Source organism: Herbaspirillum rubrisubalbicans, assembly GCF_003719195.1.
Lineage (GTDB): Bacteria > Pseudomonadota > Gammaproteobacteria > Burkholderiales > Burkholderiaceae_D > Herbaspirillum > Herbaspirillum rubrisubalbicans.
Window position 1 is genome coordinate 744123 of sequence record NZ_CP024996.1, and the last position, 19206, is coordinate 763328.

General features: G+C 61.2%; 23 protein-coding genes. 6 read left to right on the forward strand and 17 right to left on the reverse strand.

The window, feature by feature from the left end; genetic code table 11:
* Positions 1–9 precede the first annotated feature (9 nt).
* The 4 genes from RC54_RS03355 to purB all read right to left on the reverse strand — a co-directional run bounded on the left by RC54_RS03355 (position 10) and on the right by purB (position 3512).
* Positions 10–582 carry a YceI family protein gene (locus RC54_RS03355; protein ID WP_058894247.1) on the reverse strand — a complete coding sequence of 191 codons (573 nt, stop codon included), beginning with the start codon at positions 580–582 and terminating at the stop codon, positions 10–12.
* 103 nt (positions 583–685) lie between these two features.
* Positions 686–1249, reverse strand: a complete 564-nt coding sequence (locus RC54_RS03360; protein ID WP_058894248.1) for a YceI family protein — start codon at positions 1247–1249, stop codon at positions 686–688.
* 63 nt (positions 1250–1312) lie between these two features.
* Positions 1313–1837, reverse strand: coding sequence for a cytochrome b (locus tag RC54_RS03365; RefSeq protein WP_061790734.1), 525 nt, complete (start codon positions 1835–1837; stop codon positions 1313–1315).
* Positions 1838–2144: 307 nt separating this feature from the next.
* A complete protein-coding gene (gene purB / locus RC54_RS03370) occupies positions 2145–3512 on the reverse strand; it encodes an adenylosuccinate lyase (protein ID WP_058897471.1) in 1368 nt (455 codons plus the stop codon).
* Between the two features lie 232 nt (positions 3513–3744).
* Between purB and RC54_RS03375 the strand changes: the two genes are divergently transcribed.
* Positions 3745–4359 carry a glutathione S-transferase family protein gene (locus RC54_RS03375; RefSeq protein WP_017451490.1) on the forward strand — a complete coding sequence of 205 codons (615 nt, stop codon included), beginning with the start codon at positions 3745–3747 and terminating at the stop codon, positions 4357–4359.
* A gap of 101 nt (positions 4360–4460) precedes the next feature.
* Positions 4461–5927, forward strand: a complete 1467-nt coding sequence (locus tag RC54_RS03380) for an IS1182 family transposase (protein WP_244216356.1) — start codon at positions 4461–4463, stop codon at positions 5925–5927.
* A gap of 105 nt (positions 5928–6032) precedes the next feature.
* Here the strand turns inward: RC54_RS03380 and bfr are convergent, their stop codons facing one another.
* From bfr to RC54_RS03425, 9 genes are all read right to left on the reverse strand, one after another.
* On the reverse strand, positions 6033–6512 hold the full coding sequence (bfr, locus tag RC54_RS03385) for a bacterioferritin (RefSeq protein WP_058894250.1): 480 nt from the start codon (positions 6510–6512) through the stop codon (positions 6033–6035).
* Between the two features lie 278 nt (positions 6513–6790).
* On the reverse strand, positions 6791–7207 hold the full coding sequence (locus RC54_RS03390) for an ExbD/TolR family protein (RefSeq protein WP_026051992.1): 417 nt from the start codon (positions 7205–7207) through the stop codon (positions 6791–6793).
* Complete coding sequence (locus RC54_RS03395; RefSeq protein WP_058894251.1) at positions 7207–7938, reverse strand: MotA/TolQ/ExbB proton channel family protein; 732 nt, start codon at positions 7936–7938, stop codon at positions 7207–7209. Before RC54_RS03395 ends, RC54_RS03390 begins: the two co-directional genes overlap by 1 nt.
* 94 nt (positions 7939–8032) lie before the next feature.
* Entirely contained in the window at positions 8033–8734 is a 702-nt protein-coding gene (locus tag RC54_RS03400; protein WP_058894252.1) for an energy transducer TonB, read from the reverse strand.
* Between the two features lie 9 nt (positions 8735–8743).
* The gene (locus RC54_RS03405; protein WP_017451485.1) at positions 8744–8971 is read right to left on the reverse strand and encodes a (2Fe-2S)-binding protein; all 228 of its coding nucleotides are present in this window, start codon (positions 8969–8971) and stop codon (positions 8744–8746) included.
* Positions 8972–9001: 30 nt separating this feature from the next.
* The gene (locus tag RC54_RS03410) at positions 9002–9325 is read right to left on the reverse strand and encodes a hypothetical protein (protein WP_017451484.1); all 324 of its coding nucleotides are present in this window, start codon (positions 9323–9325) and stop codon (positions 9002–9004) included.
* Between the two features lie 98 nt (positions 9326–9423).
* Positions 9424–9612 (reverse strand): hemin uptake protein HemP, encoded by a 189-nt coding sequence (gene hemP / locus RC54_RS03415; RefSeq protein ID WP_006461712.1) that lies wholly within the window; start codon positions 9610–9612, stop codon positions 9424–9426.
* 228 nt (positions 9613–9840) lie between these two features.
* On the reverse strand, positions 9841–10947 hold the full coding sequence (gene mnmA / locus RC54_RS03420) for a tRNA 2-thiouridine(34) synthase MnmA (RefSeq protein ID WP_058894253.1): 1107 nt from the start codon (positions 10945–10947) through the stop codon (positions 9841–9843).
* A gap of 59 nt (positions 10948–11006) precedes the next feature.
* Entirely contained in the window at positions 11007–11495 is a 489-nt protein-coding gene (locus tag RC54_RS03425; RefSeq protein WP_058894254.1) for an NUDIX hydrolase, read from the reverse strand.
* Between the two features lie 166 nt (positions 11496–11661).
* Here RC54_RS03425 and RC54_RS03430 point away from each other — a divergent pair, with 166 nt between their 5' ends.
* The 4 genes from RC54_RS03430 (at position 11662) to RC54_RS03445 (ending at position 15031) form a co-directional block, all read left to right on the forward strand.
* Positions 11662–12777 carry a Re/Si-specific NAD(P)(+) transhydrogenase subunit alpha gene (locus RC54_RS03430; protein ID WP_061789313.1) on the forward strand — a complete coding sequence of 372 codons (1116 nt, stop codon included), beginning with the start codon at positions 11662–11664 and terminating at the stop codon, positions 12775–12777.
* 79 nt (positions 12778–12856) lie between these two features.
* Positions 12857–13219, forward strand: coding sequence for an aspartate 1-decarboxylase (gene panD / locus RC54_RS03435; protein ID WP_008325650.1), 363 nt, complete (start codon positions 12857–12859; stop codon positions 13217–13219).
* Between the two features lie 61 nt (positions 13220–13280).
* Positions 13281–13595, forward strand: coding sequence for an NAD(P) transhydrogenase subunit alpha part 2 (locus tag RC54_RS03440; protein WP_006461707.1), 315 nt, complete (start codon positions 13281–13283; stop codon positions 13593–13595).
* A complete protein-coding gene (locus RC54_RS03445; protein ID WP_058894256.1) occupies positions 13592–15031 on the forward strand; it encodes an NAD(P)(+) transhydrogenase (Re/Si-specific) subunit beta in 1440 nt (479 codons plus the stop codon). Before RC54_RS03440 ends, RC54_RS03445 begins: the two co-directional genes overlap by 4 nt.
* Positions 15032–15113: 82 nt before the next feature.
* Here the strand turns inward: RC54_RS03445 and upp are convergent, their stop codons facing one another.
* The 4 genes from upp to murU form a co-directional block, all read right to left on the reverse strand.
* A complete protein-coding gene (gene upp, locus RC54_RS03450; RefSeq protein WP_008325656.1) occupies positions 15114–15761 on the reverse strand; it encodes a uracil phosphoribosyltransferase in 648 nt (215 codons plus the stop codon).
* 123 nt (positions 15762–15884) lie between these two features.
* Positions 15885–17033, reverse strand: coding sequence for an FAD-dependent monooxygenase (locus RC54_RS03455; protein WP_061789312.1), 1149 nt, complete (start codon positions 17031–17033; stop codon positions 15885–15887).
* Between the two features lie 108 nt (positions 17034–17141).
* Complete coding sequence (gene pepP / locus RC54_RS03460; RefSeq protein ID WP_058894258.1) at positions 17142–18488, reverse strand: Xaa-Pro aminopeptidase; 1347 nt, start codon at positions 18486–18488, stop codon at positions 17142–17144.
* Positions 18485–19201, reverse strand: coding sequence for an N-acetylmuramate alpha-1-phosphate uridylyltransferase MurU (murU, locus tag RC54_RS03465; protein ID WP_058894259.1), 717 nt, complete (start codon positions 19199–19201; stop codon positions 18485–18487). Before murU ends, pepP begins: the two co-directional genes overlap by 4 nt.
* Positions 19202–19206 lie beyond the last annotated feature (5 nt).

Consider the following 19206-nt stretch of genomic DNA (forward strand, 5'->3'; position numbering starts at 1 on the left):
TGATCAGTCTCAGTTGGTCTTGACGGCTTCGACCTGGATGGCCAGCTTGGTTTCCATCGAGAAGCCGTACTTGACGCCGTAGTCGATACCGAAGTCGGCACGGTTGAAGGTGGCCGAAGCATCGCCGCCGCAGACTTCACGCTTGAGCATCGGATTCATGATGCAGTTGAACTTGTTCAGGGTCAGGGTGACCGGCTTGGTCACGCCGTGCAGGGTCAGGTTGCCTTCGACCGAGGCCGGCTTGTCGCCGTTGAACTTGATCGTGCCCTTGTATTCGGCGGTGGGGTACTTGGCAACGTCGAACATGTCGGCGCTCTTGGCGTGGTCGTTCATCTTGGCCATGCCGAAGTCGATCGAGGCGGTATCGACCACGATATCGACGGTGCCGGTCTTGGCTGCGCGATCCAGGGTCACGGTGCCGCTGGTCTTGTCGAACTTGCCGCGCCAGATGGACACGCCCATGTGGTCAGCTTCGAAGCTGGGATAGGTGTGGCTGGGATCGATGCTGTAGGTATCGGCAGCGTTGGCGGAGACAGCGGCGCCGGCGGCAACCAGGGCGAGCAGGAGGTGGTTCAGTTTCATGTGTTTTATTTCCTTGATGTGAGAAAAAACCGCAGGGGGAAGCCCGCCGTGAGGCGGTGCGTCATGGCGCGGAACGACTTCTTGTTGGTGTTGTTGGTACGAATTACTGGGCCACGATGTGGAACTTGATGGTCACTTCATCGGCCACCATGCTGGTGTCTTTCCATTCACCTTCGCCGATGTTGTAGGTCAGGCGCTTGATGGGTAGCACGCCGTCGAAGATCTGGGCGGCGCCCTCCTTCTTGAGTGTCAGCGGGAAGGACACGTCACTGCTCTTGCCCTTGATGGTCAGCTTGCCGGCCACGGTGAACTTGCCGGCGCCAGCGGCCTTGATACTGCTGGTCACGAAGCTGGCCTTGGGGAATTGGGCGGCGTTGAACCACTCCTTCTTCTGCACTTCCTTGTTGTATTCGGCGTCCCCCAGGTCGAAGCTGGCCACGTCGATGTCGACCGTCGCCTTGCCTTGTTCCGGCTTGGCGGCGTCGAAGTCGATGGCGGCGCTGATCTTGTTGAACTTGGCATCGACCGGCACGTTCAGTTGCTTGAAGGTGGCGACCACGGTGCTCTTGGCGGCATCCACCTTGAGCGGTGCGGCTTGGGCGGACAGCGCAAAGGAAGCAGCGGCCAGGGCCAGGAGGGAGGGTTGGAAGAAGCGGGAGAAAGTCATGTCGGATTCCGTAAAAAAACGAGCAATATGAATAATCTTGCGTAGTACCTGCTTTGCAGGGGCTCAGGGCAGCATACGCTTGAAGATGTTGTCACGATCGATGAACTGGTGCTTGAGCGCGGCCAGTACATGCAGGGCGAAGGCGGCCAGCAGGGTCATGTTGAGCCAGTAGTGGATCTCTTTGAGCAGCGGCTTGAGCGCGGGATCGGGGGCCATCAGCACCGGCAGCGGCAGCACGCCGAGATAGACCACCGGCACGCCGGCAGACAGACTATAGAAATAGCCCGACACCGGAATGGCGAACATCAGGGCGTACAGGCCCAGGTGCAGGCCATGCGCGGCCGCTTGTTGCCAGCCTGGCATGTTGGCCGGATAGGCCGGCGCCTTGTGCGTGAGACGCCACAGCAGGCGCACGCAGGCCAGGGCCAGCACGGTCACGCCCAGCCACTTGTGCCAGGAAAAATACTTCAGCTTGGTCGGGGTCAGGCCGGGAATATCGACCATGGTCAGGCCCAGTCCGAAGGCGGAGATGATCAACAGGGCAATCAGCCAGTGCAGCAGCACGGCGGGTTTGGTATAGCGTTCCATAGGATGTTGGGGCGAGCGTAGGTGGCGTTTGGAGCGGCTGGCTCTGCAATGGTTCTGCAGGGCGGGCAGGCCGGGCTGGCGTCGCGGATTCCTGAAAGATTCCGGGCGGCAAGCGATGATGCCACTCTTTTTGACCTACTGAGTATAAAGAGCTTTGGCTGCTCGCATTACTCGCCGAAATCGTACTTCAGCCGTCCGCTTTTGCGAGCAATCCTTACGAAGCTTCACTATCTTGGTTGCACAAATGAAAAATGGCGCACATCGCTGCGCGCCATTTATTCATCTTTTTAAGAGCTTATATGAAGAATCAGATTTGCTTGGCCAGTTCCACGGCGGTGCCGATGTAGTTGGCCGGGGTCATGGCCAGCAAGTGGTCCTTGGCTTCTTGCGGGATGGCCAGGCCATTGATGAAGTCGCGCAGGGCATCTTTGGAGATGCCCTTGCCGCGGGTCAGTTCCTTCAGTTGCTCATACGGATTCTCGATGCCATAGCGGCGCATGACGGTCTGCACCGGCTCGGCCAGCACTTCCCAGGTGGCGTCCAGGTCGTCGGCCAGGCGTTGCGGGTTCACTTCCAGCTTGTTCAGGCCGCGCAGGCAGCTGTCATAGGCCAGCAGGGTGTAGCCGAAGCCCACGCCGATGTTGCGCAGCACGGTGGAGTCGGTCAGGTCGCGCTGCCAGCGCGAGACTGGCAGCTTTTCCGAGAGGTGCTTCAGCACGGCATTGGCCATGCCCAGGTTGCCTTCGGAGTTTTCGAAGTCGATCGGGTTGACCTTGTGCGGCATGGTCGAGGAACCGATTTCGCCAGCCTTGGTGCGTTGCTTGAAGTAACCCAGGGAGATGTAGCCCCAGATGTCGCGGTTCAGGTCCAAGAGGATAGTGTTGGTGCGGGCCACGGCATCGAACAGCTCGGCCATGTAGTCATGCGGCTCGATCTGGATGGTGTAGGGGTTGAAGACCAGGCCCAGGCGCTGTTCCACGACTTGCTTGGAGAAGGCGGCCCAGTCGGTCTGCGGATAGGCCGACAGGTGGGCGTTGTAATTGCCCACGGCGCCATTCATCTTGCCCAGGATCTCAACGGCGGCGATACGCTTGGCCGCGCGTTGCAGGCGCGCCACGACGTTGGCCACTTCCTTGCCCAGGGTGGTCGGGCTGGCCGGCTGGCCGTGGGTGCGCGAGAGCATCGGCACGGCGGCGTGTTCATGGGCCAGTTCGGTCAGCTTGGCGATGACGGCTTGCAGCGAGGGCAGCAGCACGGTGTCGCGCGCGGCCTTCAACATCATGCCGTGCGAGGTGTTGTTGATGTCTTCGGAGGTGCAGGCGAAGTGGATGAATTCGGAGGCGGCCACCAGTTCGGGCACATCCTTCACTTTTTCCTTGAGCCAGTATTCGACCGCCTTCACGTCATGGTTGGTGACGGCTTCGATTTCCTTGATGCGGGCGGCGTCGGCTTCGGTGAAGTCGGCAGCCAGCTGCTCCAGCAGCGCGCGGGCGCTGGCCGAGAACGGCTTGATCTCGGCAAAGCCAGCTTCGGACAGGGCTTGCAGCCAGGCAATCTCGACCTTCACGCGATGGTGCATGAAGCCCGCTTCGGAGAGCAGCGGACGCAGTTTATCGGTCTTGGAGGCGTAGCGGCCGTCCAGCGGGGACAGGGCCGAGAGAGCAGAGAGGGACATGATGGAAACGGATGAGATGCGTTGACTGAAGATTGGCGAGTTTTGGCAAGCATTTGCCCCAAAACCCGAATCGCCCGAGCCTGCCATTTTACCATCGGCAGGTTGCTCGGCCCAGTTTTCCGGTCCGGTCAAGATGTGCCCGACCGTTGCATTCCATTTTTGGCATATGTCTTCACAAATTTGTCAGGAAATGCGAATGTTATAATCAATCAAGATAAATACTCCACACGCTATGCTAAAACTCATCGGCTCCAATGCCAGCCCGTTCGTGCGCAAGGTGCGCGTCGTGATGGCCGAAAAAAAGATCGATTATGAATTCATCCTGGAAGATGTCTGGAGCGCATCGACCACCATCCAAGAAAGCAATCCGCTGGGCAAGGTGCCCTGCCTCTTGATGGATGATGGTGGCGCCATGTTCGACTCCCGGGTGATCGTCGAATACCTCGATACCTTGACGCCGGTCGGCAAGCTGTTGCCGCCCAATGGCCGCGAGCGCGCCGAGATCAAGTGCTGGGAAGCCCTGGCCGACGGTACGCTGGATGCGGCCGTGCTGGTGCGCCTGGAAAAGACCCTGCGTCCCACCAAGCAGCAGAGCCCGGAATGGATCAAGCGCCAGTGGAGCAAGGTCGAGGCTTCGCTCAAGGCGATGGCCGACGGTCTGGGCGAGAAGCCCTTCTGCGTGGGTAATCACTACACCCTGGCCGATGTGGCCGTGTGCTGTGCGCTGGGCTGGCTGGCCTTCCGCTTCCCGGATCTGGCCTGGCGCGAGGATTATCCGCAACTGGCGCGTTTGTTCGACAAGGTGTCCGAACGCGTCAGCTTCAAGGAGACGGTGCCGCACATCTGAGCGGGGAAGGCCATCGACAACAAAAAAGCGCGCTTTTCGAAGCGCGCTCAGATTGATGACAAAGCCTTGGCGAGAGCCAAGGCTTTGTTGTTTAATCGGTCATGCTCAAAAAACCGACAGCCGCCCAGCACGAGTTAGAGATGGTGACCATCGAGATGCTCGTGCCCAAGGACCACCTGCTGCGCAAGATCGACGCGGCGGTGGATTTCGAGTTCATCCGAGAGAAGGTGGCGCATCTGTATTGCGCCGACAATGGCCGCCCGGCACTGGACCCGGTGGTACTCTTCAAGCTCTTGTTCATCGGTTACCTCTTCGGTATCCGCAGCGAGCGCCAGCTCATCCGCGAGGTCCAGGTCAATGTGGCCTATCGCTGGTTTGCCGGATTCCGTCTGACCGACAAGGTACCGGACTCATCCACCTTCTCCCAGAACCGGCGCCGCCGCTTCATTGATACCACCGTCTATCAAGAGATCTTCGACGAGATCGTGCGCCAGGCCATTGGACGCGGCATGGTCGATGGCCGTGTGCTCTACAGCGACAGCACCCACCTCAAGGCCAACGCCAACAAGAACAAGTTCGACTACGTTCAAGTTACCCAGACCCCCTCGGCCTATCTGGCCGAACTGGATGCCGCTGTGGATATCGACCGTGCCGAGCATGGCAAGAAACCGCTCAAGCGTGACGACGATGATGAGCCGCCCACCAAAGAGATCAAGGTCAGTCGCACCGATCCCGAGAGCGGCTACATGGTGCGCGACGACAAGCCCAAGGGCTTCTTCTACCTGGATCACCGCACCGTCGATGCCAAGCATTCCATCATTACCGATACCCATGTCACGCCCGCCTCAGTCCATGACAGTCAGCCTTATCTGGCACGCCTGGATCGTCAGCGCCAGACGTTCGGATTTGATGTACAGGCCGTTGGCCTGGATGCGGGCTACTTCACACCGGCCGTCTGCCAGGGACTGGAGAATCGCGAGATCAGCGGCGTGATGGGCTACCGCACACCCAACCACAAGCCGGGGACATTCTTTAAACGGGCGTATGAGTACGATGCCTACCGTGACGAATACATCTGCCCGCAGGGTCAACCCTTGCGCTACAGCACGACCAATCGACTCGGGTATCGGGAATACAAATCCAACCCTGAGCAATGCCGAGGCTGCAAGGTACGCGAGCAATGCACCAATAGCGCCAATGCGGTCAAGGTGGTGACGCGCCATGTGTGGGAGCGTTCCAAGGAGAAGGTGGATGATCGGCGTCGTACCGAATGGGGCAAGCGCATCTATGCCCGACGCAAGGAAACGGTAGAACGCAGCTTCGCCGACGCCAAGCAATTGCACGGACATCGTTATGCCCGTATGCGGGGATTGCGCAAGGTCGCCGAGCAGTGCTTGTTGGCGGCGGCGGCCCAGAACATGAAGAAGATTGCCCTGTTGGTGGCGCGCTTGCGCGCGCTTTTACACGGTTTGAGCGCCTCTGCCAGCGTACAAAAGTGGCTACAGCGAAAAATGCGCGCCTTGCTTGGCTTCTGCGCCATCGACCATCTGCAAATTACCTGCGCCTGAAAAACAAAACCCCGTGTTCGAAAACACGGGGTTCGTCATCAACCTGAGCGCGCTTTTCGAAGCGCGCTTTTTGTTTGCCTGTAGCAGGTTGCCGTGGCGTGAAGATTACTCGCTGGCCGGGGACATCTGGCTTTGCAGGTAATTCTGGATGCCGACCTTGTCGATCAGGTCCAGTTGGGTTTCCAACCAGTCGATGTGTTCTTCGGTGTCGTCCAGGATCATCTGGAACAGTTCGCGGGAGACGTAGTCGCCATGCTGTTCGCAGGTGGCGATGCCTTCCTTGACGGTCTTCTGCGCGCCCTGTTCCAGCTTCAGGTCGCATTGCAGCATCTCTTGCGTGTTCTCGCCGATCATCAGCTTGTGCAGCGCTTGCAGGTTGGGCAGGCCATCCAGCATCAGGATGCGGTCGATTAGCTTGTCGGCGTGCTTCATTTCGCCAATCGATTCGGCGTATTCTTTGGCGCCGATCTTGTCCAGGCCCCAGTGCTTGTACATGCGGGCATGGAGGAAATACTGGTTGATGGCGGTGAGCTCATTGGTCAATTGAGCATTGAGCAACTTGATGACTGCGGGATCGCCTTTCATTGGGGATTACCTTTAAAAAAATGATGGGAGAAGGAAACCGCGTTAGTTATGGGTGACGGGTAGCTGCCTGACCGCGGACGGACGGATCATAGACCAGATGTTTTCATAGTTCATCATTAATTAGCAGTAATCATTCTTAACTTGGTTGTGTTTATTGTCAAAAAAACAAAAAACCTCCGTTGCCAGGCGCGGGAGGTTTTCTGTTGCCGCCTTGAGGGGCGGGTGTTTGCGGCGGATTTGAGGATGTCTGGTGCGGCAGTTGAAGGCCGCGCAGTGATCTATTTCTTTTCAGGATCGGTCACGAAACCGATCTTGGCGAGACCACCGGATTGCGCCGCCGACATTACCTGCGCCACCTTTTCATACTGAGTGGTGCGTTCGGCGCGCAGGTGCAGCTCGGGTTGCGGCTGCTTCTGGGCGGCGGCGGCAATGCGGGCGTTCAATTCGCTGCTGTCGATCTTTTCTTCATTCCAGAACACGTTGCCGGCCGCATCGATGGACAGGTTGATGCTTTCCGGCTTGACCTGGTCAGGCTGGCTGCTGGCCTTGGGCAGGTCGATCTTGACCGCATGGTTCATCACCGGGATGGTGATGATGAAGATGATCAGCAAGACCAGCATCACGTCCACCAGCGGGGTGGTGTTGATCTCGGGATTGAAGTCGTCGTCCGAATCGGACAGGGAACCCATTGCCATCATGCCCTCCCGACGGCGGTCAGCTTGGCCTTGCCGCCATTGGGCTGGCCATCTTCACCGGCCGCGCGGGCACCGGTGACGAACAGGGCGTGCAGGTCGAAGCCGAACTTGTTGAGCTTGGCGATGGTGGTCTTGTTGCCGCGCACCAGGGCGTTGTAGCCGAAGGTGGCGGGAATGGCCACGGCCAGACCCAGGGCGGTCATGATCAGGGCTTCACCGACTGGACCGGCGACCTTGTCGATGCTGGCCTGGCCGGTGGTACCGATGGACACCAGCGCGTGGTAGATGCCCCAGACGGTGCCGAACAGGCCCACGAAGGGGGCGGTGGAGCCGACTGAGGCCAGCACCGCCATGCCGGTCTGCAGCTTGCCGGAGGCTTCGTCGATGGCCTGGCGCAGCGACAGGGTGACCCAGTCGCTCACCGACAGCTGGTCATGCAGGTGCCCCTTGTGGGCGGTGTGGTGGCTCATGGCGGTCACGCCGGCACGGGCCACGTCGGCAAAGGGGTTGTCCTGGCCCAGTGTGGCCACGCCGTCAGGCAGGCTGGTGGTATCCCAGAACTGATGGCCGGCGGCGGCTGAGGCCTTGCGGAACTGCAGCAGTTGGAAGGCCTTGGTGATGATCACGTACCACGACGCGATCGACATGGCCAGCAACAGGACGGCCACGCCCTTGGTAACGAAATCGCCTTGGGCCCAGAGGCTTTCCAATCCGTAGGGACTAACTTCCATGATGTTTCCTTCTATTTTGGTCTATCTGATAAGGGAATGATGAAACGAAATGTCTGCATGGCCGGGCTGGGCCCGGCCATTCAAGATTCTTGGCTCAGTTCAGGCGGAACGCCAGGCTGCCCACCGTGCTGACCATGATGGCACGGCCGTTTTCGATATAGGGCTTGAAGACGGCCCGCATCACTGCGCTGCGGGCAGCATCGTCCAGGCGCGCATAACCGGAGGACTTGGTGATCTCGACCTTTTCGGCACGGCCGCTGGTGTTGACGGTCACGCGGAATTCCACCACGCCTTCTTCACCCATGCGGCGCGAGACGCTGGGGTAGGTCGGATTGGGTTTTTCGATGTATTCGATGCCGGAGGTGATCTGCTTGGGCAGCACCGGGCCGGGAGGGGCTGCCGGCGCCGGCGTCGGTTCGGCGGCCACCTGCGGTGCCGGAGTGGCCGGTTGCGGCGGCTGGGGCGGGGCGGTGATGGCCGTCGGCGCCGGGGTTTCGGTCACCGGAATGGGCTTGGGCGGGGCGACTACCTTCTTGACGATCTTCACCTGCTTGGGCGGGGCCGGTTCGGCCTTGGGAGGCGCAGGCTCAGGGGCCTTCTCCGGCACGATGAAGGTGGCGATCACTTCCTTGGGAACGACGGCGGTGCTGACCTGCTTGACCAGGCCGCTTTGCAGGGCCCAGAAAAAGCCGATGTGCAACAGGATGATCAGGGCCAGCGGGCCGATCTTGCGTGCCTGGCGCATCAATGCGCTGGGTGGGGTGAGACTCATGAGAGACGGTGAAATGGCGTTCATTGATCTGGTTCAGGCCGCTGCCAGCGAGGGATGGAACACCACTGGCCGCGTGCCTTGCTGTGTTTGTCGAGGATTGCCCAGGCACTCGCGCAGGACGTTCTTGGCGCAGGAATGGCACTTGCCGCAGCAGGTACCCACGCCAAGTTGCTTGCGCAACTCGGCCATGGATGTCATGCCTGCGTTGACCGCCTGATGGATCTTGCCTTCGGAGATGTTGTTACAAACACATACGATCATTGTACGCCTTGCTGCCTGCTTTATCAGGCACTAAACAGATCTCGCTCCTGCGACCATGCGCGAGAAGAAGTTGAATTTTTCCGGCGGCGGCATCGTCCGTTCCACCACATGCGCCCACTGTTCCGACAACTGCTGGCAGGTAGCCCGCAGCACCGGCGCCAGGTTGGGCAATTCGGCCAGGGCCTTCAAGTGTCTTTCGATCACCGAGGCCAGCTTTACGCAGCTTTGCGTTTCCTGGCTGTTGTTGGCGGTGTAGTGCGACATCAGATGCAGCACGGCGGAGACCAGAAGTTCAGGTTGGGCCGGTGCGTTGTTGGGTTCCACGAATGTGGACGTCATGTTCTCGTTGACCATCAAACTCTCCTCGCTGGGCTAGCTTGGCTGGCGGGGCGTCATGACGAACGACGCTGGCTGGCCTGTTTATGGATCCACCTTGTATCGATGCTGACGGCTTACGCCGTCAGGATCAGCTTGTTCAACTGCGTCAGACGCAGCTTGTAGATGCGACCACCGTGATCGATCTCCAGTTCTCGCATCTGACGGAACAGGTCCGTGCTCTTGATGCGGGTGATCGGAGTTCCGTTGGCCGTGGTGCCGGGTTTGTTGCGACGTTCCATGCTGTTGTCGTTCAGTTGGCTCATTACAATCACCTCCTATTAAATGCGAACAATTCTTATTTAGATTATTTGCCATTTGCGGCGGGATTGCAAGTCCTTTTATCAGTGTGATTGATAATTTTTATCATCTGGAGGAAAGCTGGACATAGTTCCAGCCTATCAAGCCTATCAAGCTTGCTAAAAAGAAACGCCCCGCCGCGAAAATCGCGTGCGGGGCGTGCTGGAATTGCCGGAAATTGCCTGGATGAAAGATCAGTCGGGCAGGGCGCCGGTCTCGATGATGCCGCCACCCAGGCAGACCTCGCCGTCATACAGCACAGCCGACTGGCCGGGGGTGACCGCCCATTGCGGGGTGTCGAAGGCCAGCGAGAAGGTGCTGCCGGCGTCGGCGAAACCGCAGGGGACGTCGGCTTGGCGGTAGCGGGTCTTGGCCGACAGCGCCGGCCGTTGCGGTGCGTGGCCGGCCACCCAGCTGACCTGGCCGGCCGAGAGGGTGGGCGAGAGCAGCCAGGGGTGGTCATGGCCCTGCACGATGTAGAGGGTATTGTTATCCACATCCTTGCGCGCCACGTACCAGGCATCGCCATGACCATCGGCATTCTGGTGTGCCTTCAAGCCACCGATGCCGATGCCCTTGCGCTGGCCCAGGGTATAGAAGGACAAGCCCACATGCTCGCCCACGGTCTGGCCATCGGCGGTCTTGATCGGGCCAGGCTTGTAGGACAGATAACGGTTCAGGAATTCACGGAAGGGCCGCTCGCCGATGAAGCAGATGCCGGTCGAGTCTTTTTTCTTCGCATTGGGCAACTGCAACTGCTCGGCGATCTTGCGCACTTCGGTCTTGTGGATTTCTCCCAGGGGGAAGATGGTGCGCGAAAGCTGTTCCTGGTTCAGGCGATGCAGGAAGTAGCTCTGGTCCTTGCTGGCGTCCAGCGCCTTGAGCAACTGGAAATCGCCCTGCGGCCCTTGGCGCACGCGCGCGTAGTGGCCGGTGGCGATCAAGTCGGCGCCCAGCTTCATCGCATGGTCGAGGAAGGCCTTGAACTTGATCTCGGCATTGCACAGTACGTCCGGGTTGGGGGTGCGGCCGGCTTGGTATTCGCGCAGGAATTCGGCAAAGACGCGGTCCTTGTACTCGGAAGCAAAATTCACTGCCTCGATATCCACCCCGACCACATCGGCCACGCTGACCGCGTCGATCCAGTCTTCGCGGGTGGAGCAGTATTCCGAATCGTCGTCATCTTCCCAATTCTTCATAAACAGGCCGATGACCTCATAGCCTTGTTGCTTCAACAGCCATGCCGACACCGACGAATCCACGCCGCCCGACATGCCGATGACTACTCTTTTCTTGCTCATGTTGTATCCGTTCGATGCGGTCATCCGTGCCGATATCCCGCCAAAATGATCCCTTAGCCTCAGCCAGGCAATGCGCCCAGTGCGCTGGGATCGGTATGCACCAGCTCCAGCGGCGCCCGCTGGCCGCGCAGGTAGTCGTCCACGCAGCGCAAGACCAGTGGGCTGCGATGGCGTTCGGCGCAGGCCGCCAGTTCCGCGCGGCTCATCCAGAGGGCACGTACGATGCCTGCGTCCAGTGGCCGTTGCAGTGCCACGCCGACCGTGCCGGCAAAGGCGAAGCGCAGGTAGGTGACCGACATCCCGCCGCGCGAGGATGAGACGTTGCGTGAAAGATAAGTACCGACCAAGGCCGTGGGCGTGAAGACATGCGCCGATTCTTCCAGCGCCTCGCGCACGGCCGCCTCGATGAGTGACTCGCCCGGCTCCAGGTGACCGGCCGGTTGGTTGATGCGCAAACCGCCAGCGCTATGCTCTTCCACCATCAAAAAGCGGCCATCGCGCTCGATGATGGCGGCCACGGTGACAGAGGGTTTCCAGACTTCAGACATTGATGACCTCGTGAATCCGTCATTCTACCCTGTCGCGCCCGACTCTTCAGCCTCAAGCCCGCTGCAACAGGGATCTTCGGCCTTTCCTGGCCGCCGGTAAATTTCTGGTTGAACAAGGCCAGTCGTGTAAGATTGGGGTAAGAATCCACAATAAAAGGAGTCAGGAATGAGGATAGCGATCCCCGTCGAAAGCCGCGACGGCGAAACCCGTGTGGCCGCCACCCCCGAAACCGTCAAGAAACTGGTGGCTGCCCGGCATGAAGTGATGGTGGAGTCCGGGGCCGGGATCAAGTCCAGCATTCCTGATGAGGCCTATGTCGCCGTGGGCGCCAGCATCGGCCACGCCGAGGCGGTCTACAGCGCCGAGATCCTGCTCAAGGTACGCGCGCCCAACGCGGCCGAGCGCGCCCGCATCCAGGCCGGCACCGTGGTCATCGGCATGTTGAACCCGTTCGACGCCGATAACACCGCCGCCATGGCTGCTGCCGGCCTGACCGCCTTCGCCCTGGAAGCCGCACCGCGCACCACCCGCGCACAATCGCTGGACGTGCTCTCCTCGCAGGCCAACATCGCCGGCTACAAGGCCGTGCTGATGGCTGCCAATACCTACCAGCGCTTCATGCCCATGCTGATGACCGCCGCCGGCACCGTCAAGGCGGCGCGCATGTTGATCATGGGGGCTGGTGTGGCCGGCCTGCAGGCCATTGCCACGGCCAAGCGCCTGGGGGCGGTGATCGAGGCTTCCGACGTGCGCCCCGCCGTCAAGGAGCAGATCGAGTCGCTCGGCGCCAAGTTCCTGGACGTGCCTTTCCTGACCGACGAAGAAAAGGAAATCGCCCAGGGCGTGGGCGGTTATGCCCGTCCCATGCCCCCTGACTGGATGAAGCGCCAGGCCGAACTGGTCCACGAACGCGCCAAACAGGCCGACATCATCATCACTACCGCCCTGATCCCCGGCCGCAAGGCGCCGGTGTTGATCAGCGAAGAAACGGTCAAGGCCATGAAGCCCGGTTCAGTGATCCTGGACATGGCGGTCGATCAGGGCGGCAACTGTCCCTTGTCGGAACCCGGCAAGACCGTCATCAAGCACGGCGTGCACATCATCGGTGAAGGCAACCTGGCGGCCCTGGTGGCGGCTGACGCCTCGGCGCTGTATGCGCGCAACGTGCTGGACTTCCTCAAGCTGATCATCGATGCCGAGGGCAAGCTGGTCATCAACCAGGAAGACGATATCGTCGCGGCCACGCTGCTCTGCCAGGGCGGCGAGATCCTGCGCAAATGAATCTGCCGGTGCCCTGGCACCGACAGAAATCCCGGGCGCTGCTAGCCCCTCATCCATGGAAACAAGAAGGAAGAAGTACATGCAACGCATCATGCTGCGCGCGAAGATCCATCGCGCCTCGGTCACCCAGTGCGACCTGAATTATGAAGGTTCCTGCGGCATCGACGAAGACCTGCTGGAAGCCGCCGACATACGGGAGTTCGAGAAGATCGAACTCTACAACGTCAACAATGGTGAACGTTTCTCCACCTATGCCATCCGCGGCAAACGCGGCAGCGGCGAGATTTCTTTGAACGGCGCCGCCGCCCGCCTGGCGCACCTGGGCGATTTGCTCATCATCTGTACCTATGCGCCGATGAGCGATGAAGAAGTGGCTAGCTACAAGCCCAAGGTCGTCTTCGTGGACGACAAGAACCGCATCACCAGCTTGAAAGCGATCTGACCCTCACCAAGAACCGCATGGCCCGTCTGCACCAGCGGGCCGTGCCACAAGGAGGAACAACATGGAAGTCAGCCACACCATCATCAACCTGATCATCTTCGTGCTGGCCATCTACGTCGGCTACCACGTAGTCTGGACCGTGACCCCTGCCTTGCACACGCCGCTGATGGCGGTGACCAATGCCATCTCGGCCATCATCATCATCGGCGCCATGCTGGCAGCTGGCCTCACGGAAGGCACGGTGGGCCGCATCGCCGGCACCTTGGCCGTGGCGCTGGCGGCGGTCAACGTCTTTGGTGGCTTCATGGTGACCCAGCGCATGTTGGAAATGTTCAAGAAGAAAGAGCCCAAGGCCAAGTCGGGAGAACAAGCATGAGCATGAACCTGGTGACCCTGTTGTACCTGATCGCATCGATCTGCTTCATCCAGGCCTTGAAGGGCCTGTCGCATCCGGCCACGGCGCGGCGCGGCAACAGCTTCGGCATCGCCGGCATGGTGATCGCGGTGCTGACTACGCTGGCGCTGATCGTGAAGATCAAGGGCGAGGGCGGCAATCCTTCCGGCGACATCGGCTACCTGCTGGTGGCCGCTGGCGTGATTGTGGGCGGCGGCATCGGCGCCTATCTGGCGCGCAGCGTCGAGATGACCAAGATGCCCGAACTGGTGGCGGCGATGCACTCGCTCATCGGTTTGGCCGCCGTCTGCATTGCGGTGGCTGCCGTGGCCGAGCCGTGGGCGCTGGGCATTTCGGCGCATGGACAATTGATCCCGGTGGGCAACCGGGTGGAACTGTTCATCGGCACCTTCGTGGGCGCCATCACCTTCTCCGGGTCGGTGATCGCCTTCGGCAAGCTCTCGGGCAAGTACAAGTTCCGCCTGTTCCAGGGCGCGCCGGTCAACTTCGCCGGCCAGCATTTCCTGAACCTGTTGTTGGCGCTGGCCATGATCGGCTTTGGCATCATCTTCGTGCTGACCCAAAACTGGCTGCCCTTCATCATCATGGCCGCCATTGCCTTTGCGCTGGGTGTGCTCATCATCATCCCCATCGGCGGTGCCGACATGCCGGTGGTGGTGTCGATGTTGAACAGCTATTCCGGCTGGGCGGCGGCGGGCATCGGCTTCTCGCTGAACAACTCCATGTTGATCATCGCCGGTTCGCTGGTCGGTTCTTCCGGCGCGATTCTCTCCTACATCATGTGCAAGGCGATGAACCGTTCCTTCTTCAACGTGATCCTGGGCGGTTTCGGTGGCGAGGCGGCAGCCGTCGGTGGCGCCGCCCAGCAGCAGCGCAGCGTCAAGTCGGGATCGGCCGATGATGCGGCGTTCCTGATGGGAAATGCAGAAACCGTCATCATCGTGCCCGGTTACGGCCTCGCAGTCGCACGCGCCCAGCACGCACTGAAGGAATTGACCGAAAAGCTGACCCACAATGGCGTGACCGTGAAATACGCGATCCACCCGGTCGCTGGCCGGATGCCAGGTCACATGAACGTGCTGCTGGCCGAAGCCGAAGTGCCCTATGACCAGGTGTTCGAGATGGAAGACATCAACAGCGAATTCGCCCAGGCTGACGTGGTGCTGGTGCTGGGCGCCAATGACGTGGTCAACCCCGCTGCCAAGGATCCCAAGTCGCCCATTGCCGGGATGCCCATCCTGGAAGCCTACAAGGCCAAGACCGTGATCGTGAACAAGCGCTCCATGGCGGCCGGTTACGCCGGCCTGGACAATGAACTGTTCTACATGGACAAGACCATGATGGTCTTTGGTGACGCCAAGAAGGTGATCGAGGACATGGTCAAGGCGGTGGACTGAATTGCGTCTGCCTCGGCCGAAAATCAAAAACGGGCTGCGCATCGCTGCGCAGCCCGTTTTTTTTGGGGATCGGTGAACCCGCTTACTTGGTGCCGAAGATACGATCCCCGGCGTCGCCCAGGCCCGGCACGATATAGGCATCTTCATCCAGATGCGAATCCAGCGAAGCGACATAGAGCTTCACATCTGGATGCGCATCGGCAAACACCTGCACGCCTTCCGGGGCCGCCACCAGCGCCACGAAGACGATGTGCGAGGCCGGCACGCCACGCTTCTTGAGCGCATCCACGGCATACACGGCCGAGTTGCCGGTCGCCACCATGGGGTCGCACAGGATCATGATGCGGTCCTGCAGGTCCGGCAGGCGCACCAGGTATTCCACCGGCTTGTGGTTCTCATCGCGGTAGACGCCAATATGGCCCACGCGCGCCGAGGGAATCAGTTCCAAGAGGCCATCGCTCATGCCCACGCCCGCACGCAGCACCGGCACCACCGCCAGCTTCTTGCCGGCGATCACCGGGGCTTCATAGGTCACCAGCGGGGTTTCGATGGTCTCGGTGGTCAGCGGCAGGTCGCGCGTGATTTCATAGCCCATCAGCAGCGTGATCTCGCGCAGCAGATCGCGGAAGGTGCGGGTGGAGGTGCGCTTGTCGCGCATGTGCGAGAGCTTGTGCTGGATCAGCGGGTGGTCGAGGATGAAGAGATTCTTGAAGCGCGGGTCTTGTTTCATGGCAAATGCGTATCTGCTGGGTGGAGTGCTGGGTGGAGCGGCGGGCGCCGCAGGCGGCCATTGTCGCATTTCCTGACCGCGTGCGCGACGCCGGAGCATCGCATCCTGGAAGCTTTGTTCATATCAACGGCGACCGAACATCATCTGTTCGGCCAGCAAGCCGCGTGCGCCGGGGAGCAGGTCGATGGCGCCCAGCGACAGGCCCAGTGCCGCCTGCAGTGGCGAGCCCTGGGGCGAGCCGGCGAAGATGCGTGCCATCAGGTCGGTCAGACGGATGGTCAGACCGCGATCCTGGCCGCGCTCGCGCTCGAACGCCTGCAAGGCCTGAGGAGAGATCTCGCGCGCCAGCACATCGGCCAGCACGCGGGCATCGCGCAGACCCAGGTTCAAGCCTTGTCCCGCCACCGGATGCAGGGTTTGCGCAGCATTGCCGATGGCCACCACACGCCGGCTCTGGCCGGGACGGGCGTTCAGACCCAGGGGGAAGGCATGGCGCTGGCTGATGCGGATAAAGCGGCCGAGTCGCTGGCCGAAGGTATGCTGCAAGGCGGCCAGGAAGGCGGCATCGTCCAGCGCCAGCAAGCTTTCGCCCGTGGCCGGGCGCACGCACCAGACCAGTGCATAGCCATCGTCCTGCGGCAGCAGGGCCAGCGGGCCTTCGTCGGTGAAGCGTTCGAAGGCGCGATGCGCTATCGGCTGGTCGACATGGACGTGGCCGATCAGGCCCAGTTGCTGGTAGTCGCGCTGCAGGGTCTTTTGCTGCTGCTCGCCGAAGACGCCACCCTCGGCCTGGATCAGCAGTTGCGCACGCAGCACCCGGCCATCCTTCAGGGTGACGGCGACGTGATCGTCTTCCTCGACAATCTCCTGTGCTTGGGCAGGGCGCATCAGTTTCAGTCCCAGCGGCGCGATGGCTGAGGCCAGGGCGCGGTTGACCTCGCCATAGCGCGCCACGTAGCCCAGCGCCGGCAACTGGTAATCCTTGCGGTCCAGCAGGGTGCGGCCGAAGTGGCCGCGACGCGAGACGTGGATTTGTTCGATTGAAGTGGCGCTACGGCCGATGGCGTCCCAGGCGCCCAGCTCATCGAGGATCTGGCGGCTGCCGTAGGACAGGGCGATGGTACGCGGGTCGACGGCGGCTTGCTCGGGCGACTTCATGTCGACCAGGGCGAGGCGCTCGGCCGGCAATTGGCGCCGCGCCAGCAGGCCGGCCACGCTCTGGCCGACCGGGCCGCCGCCGCAGATGATCAGGTCGAAATCGACGGATTCCATGATGCCGGGAGATGCCTTATGCAGAAAAATCGGAAGGCATCATTGTAGCGGAGCCGCGTGCGCCGGGCTTGATCCGGCGCATGGGTGAGGGCTGCGGTTGAGTCGTGTTCAGCCCTGGCGCATCAGCGCTTCGATGTCCTCGACCTTGCTGGGCACGTCCGTGGTCAAGAGTTCGCAGCCCGATGGCGTGACGTGGGCGTCATCCTCGATGCGGATACCGATGTTCCAGAACTGTTCCGGCACGCCTTCGCCCGGACGCACGTAGATGCCCGGTTCGATGGTCAGCACCATGCCCGGCTGCAGCGTACGCCAGGGTTTGTTGCCATCGGCCGTGGCCGGGTCGCGGTAGTCGCCCACGTCATGCACGTCCATGCCCAGCCAGTGGCCGGTGCGGTGCATGTAGAACTGGCGGAAGTCGCCTTTTTCGATCACATCGTCCAGCGAACCGACCTTGGACTTGTCCAGCAGACCGGTATCGAGCATCCCCTGCGCCAGCACGCGCACGGCGGCGTCGTGGCCATCCATGAAGCGCTTGCCGGGGGCGGTCTCGGCGATGGCGGCCACTTGCGCGGCCAGCACGATCTCGTAGAGCGCCTTCTGCGGGCCGCTGAACTTGCCATTGGCCGGGAAGGTGCGGGTGATGTCGGAGGCGTAGCTGTCCAGTTCACAACCGGCGTCGATCAGGACCAGATCGCCGTCCTTGATCTCGGCATCGCCCGCGCGATAGTGCAGCACGCAGCTGTTGGCACCGGTGGCGACGATGGAGCCATAGGCCGGATATTGCGAACCGTTGCGGCGGAATTCGTGCAGCAGTTCGGCTTCCAGGTGATATTCGCGCAGGCCGGGGCGGCAGATGCGCATGGCGCGGCAATGCGCTTCGGCAGAGATGATGCCGGCGCGTTTCATCACATCTATCTCAAAGGCGTCCTTGAACAGGCGCATATCGTCCAGCAGCACGCTCACATCGACCACCGCGCCGGGTGCTGACACGCCGCTGCGCGCTAAGGCGCGCACGCCTTGCAGCCAGCGCTGCAACTGCGCGTCGCGCTTCTCATCCTGGCCCAGCGCGTAATAGACGGCGCGGGCGTCGGAGAGCAGGGCGGGCATGTTCTTGTCCAGTTCCTCGATGGGATGGGCCGCATCCAGCGCGAACAGTTGCTGCGCGGCTTGCGGACCGTGGCGGTAGCCGTCCCAGATCTCGCGTTCCAGGTTCTTGTCACGGCAGAACAGGATGCTGCGGTTTTCCTTGCCAGCCACCAGCACCAGCACCGCTTCGGGTTCGGTGAAGCCGGTCAGGTAGTAGAAGTAGCTGTCATGGCGATACGGATAATCGGCATCGCGGTTGCGCATCACTTCGGGCGCGGTCGGGATGATGGCCACGCCGCCCCCGGCTTGTTGCAGGCTGGCCAACAGGCGGGCGCGGCGGGCGGCGAAGGGAGTGGCGTCGAAGCTCATGGTTGGTTTCCTTGCGGTGGCAGGTTCAGTGCTTCCAGTTGTTCGATGGTGCCGACGTTGTGCCATTGGCCCCGGTAGACGTCGCCGCCGATGCGGCCCTGGTCGGCATACTGGCGCAGCAGCGGTCCCAGCTTGGCATGGGTGCCAGGGGCGATGCCGTCGAACATCTGCGGGCGATACACGCCGATGTTGGCAAAGGTCAGCTTGGGCTGGCCTTCGTTGGCAATGGCAAAGTTGTTGAGCGCGAAGTCACCCTCGGGATGAAAGGGTGGATTCTTGACCAGGTACAGCCAGGCCATGTCGCGTTGTTCTTGCGGCAGCGGATTGCCCCAGGGGTCTTCGTCTTCCAGCACGGTCAGCAGTTCGCTGTAGTCGAAATGCGGGCACCAGATGTCGCCTGAGACCGCTATGAAAGGTTCTTCACCCAGCAGGTGGCGCGCCTGGGCGATACCGCCTGCCGTTTCCAGGGCCGTGGTTTCAGGTGAATAAAAGAGCCTGGCGCCGAAGCGGCTGCCGTCACCGAGGGTCTCTTCGATCATCTGGCCCAGGTGGGCGTGATTGATGACGATCTCGGTGATGCCGGCGCGCACCAAGGACAGGATCTGCCAGACGATCAGCGCGCGGCCCCGGACTTTCAACAGCGGCTTGGGGCAGGTATCGGTAAGGGGGCGCATACGCTGGCCGCGTCCGGCGGCGAAGATCATGGCTTTCATGGTCG

Bases quoted from the DNA above. Each gene is read 5' to 3' on its own strand.
- RC54_RS03365 (WP_061790734.1), bottom strand. From the start codon at position 1,837: ATGGAACGCTATACCAAACCCGCCGTGCTGCTGCACTGGCTGATTGCC.
- RC54_RS03405 (WP_017451485.1), bottom strand. From the start codon at position 8,971: ATGATCGTATGTGTTTGTAACAACATCTCCGAAGGCAAGATCCATCAG.
- bfr (WP_058894250.1), bottom strand. From the start codon at position 6,512: ATGAAAGGCGATCCCGCAGTCATCAAGTTGCTCAATGCTCAATTGACC.
- upp (WP_008325656.1), bottom strand. From the start codon at position 15,761: ATGAAACAAGACCCGCGCTTCAAGAATCTCTTCATCCTCGACCACCCG.
- purB (WP_058897471.1), bottom strand. From the start codon at position 3,512: ATGTCCCTCTCTGCTCTCTCGGCCCTGTCCCCGCTGGACGGCCGCTAC.
- pepP (WP_058894258.1), bottom strand. From the start codon at position 18,488: ATGAGCTTCGACGCCACTCCCTTCGCCGCCCGCCGCGCCCGCCTGTTG.
- RC54_RS03430 (WP_061789313.1), top strand. From the start codon at position 11,662: ATGAGGATAGCGATCCCCGTCGAAAGCCGCGACGGCGAAACCCGTGTG.
- RC54_RS03380 (WP_244216356.1), top strand. From the start codon at position 4,461: ATGCTCAAAAAACCGACAGCCGCCCAGCACGAGTTAGAGATGGTGACC.
- RC54_RS03355 (WP_058894247.1), bottom strand. From the start codon at position 582: ATGAAACTGAACCACCTCCTGCTCGCCCTGGTTGCCGCCGGCGCCGCT.
- murU (WP_058894259.1), bottom strand. From the start codon at position 19,201: ATGAAAGCCATGATCTTCGCCGCCGGACGCGGCCAGCGTATGCGCCCC.
- RC54_RS03400 (WP_058894252.1), bottom strand. From the start codon at position 8,734: ATGAACGCCATTTCACCGTCTCTCATGAGTCTCACCCCACCCAGCGCA.
- RC54_RS03410 (WP_017451484.1), bottom strand. From the start codon at position 9,325: ATGGTCAACGAGAACATGACGTCCACATTCGTGGAACCCAACAACGCA.
- mnmA (WP_058894253.1), bottom strand. From the start codon at position 10,947: ATGAGCAAGAAAAGAGTAGTCATCGGCATGTCGGGCGGCGTGGATTCG.
- RC54_RS03425 (WP_058894254.1), bottom strand. From the start codon at position 11,495: ATGTCTGAAGTCTGGAAACCCTCTGTCACCGTGGCCGCCATCATCGAG.
- panD (WP_008325650.1), top strand. From the start codon at position 12,857: ATGCAACGCATCATGCTGCGCGCGAAGATCCATCGCGCCTCGGTCACC.
- RC54_RS03390 (WP_026051992.1), bottom strand. From the start codon at position 7,207: ATGGCAATGGGTTCCCTGTCCGATTCGGACGACGACTTCAATCCCGAG.
- RC54_RS03445 (WP_058894256.1), top strand. From the start codon at position 13,592: ATGAGCATGAACCTGGTGACCCTGTTGTACCTGATCGCATCGATCTGC.
- hemP (WP_006461712.1), bottom strand. From the start codon at position 9,612: ATGAGCCAACTGAACGACAACAGCATGGAACGTCGCAACAAACCCGGC.
- RC54_RS03395 (WP_058894251.1), bottom strand. From the start codon at position 7,938: ATGGAAGTTAGTCCCTACGGATTGGAAAGCCTCTGGGCCCAAGGCGAT.
- RC54_RS03455 (WP_061789312.1), bottom strand. From the start codon at position 17,033: ATGGAATCCGTCGATTTCGACCTGATCATCTGCGGCGGCGGCCCGGTC.
- RC54_RS03360 (WP_058894248.1), bottom strand. From the start codon at position 1,249: ATGACTTTCTCCCGCTTCTTCCAACCCTCCCTCCTGGCCCTGGCCGCT.
- RC54_RS03375 (WP_017451490.1), top strand. From the start codon at position 3,745: ATGCTAAAACTCATCGGCTCCAATGCCAGCCCGTTCGTGCGCAAGGTG.
- RC54_RS03440 (WP_006461707.1), top strand. From the start codon at position 13,281: ATGGAAGTCAGCCACACCATCATCAACCTGATCATCTTCGTGCTGGCC.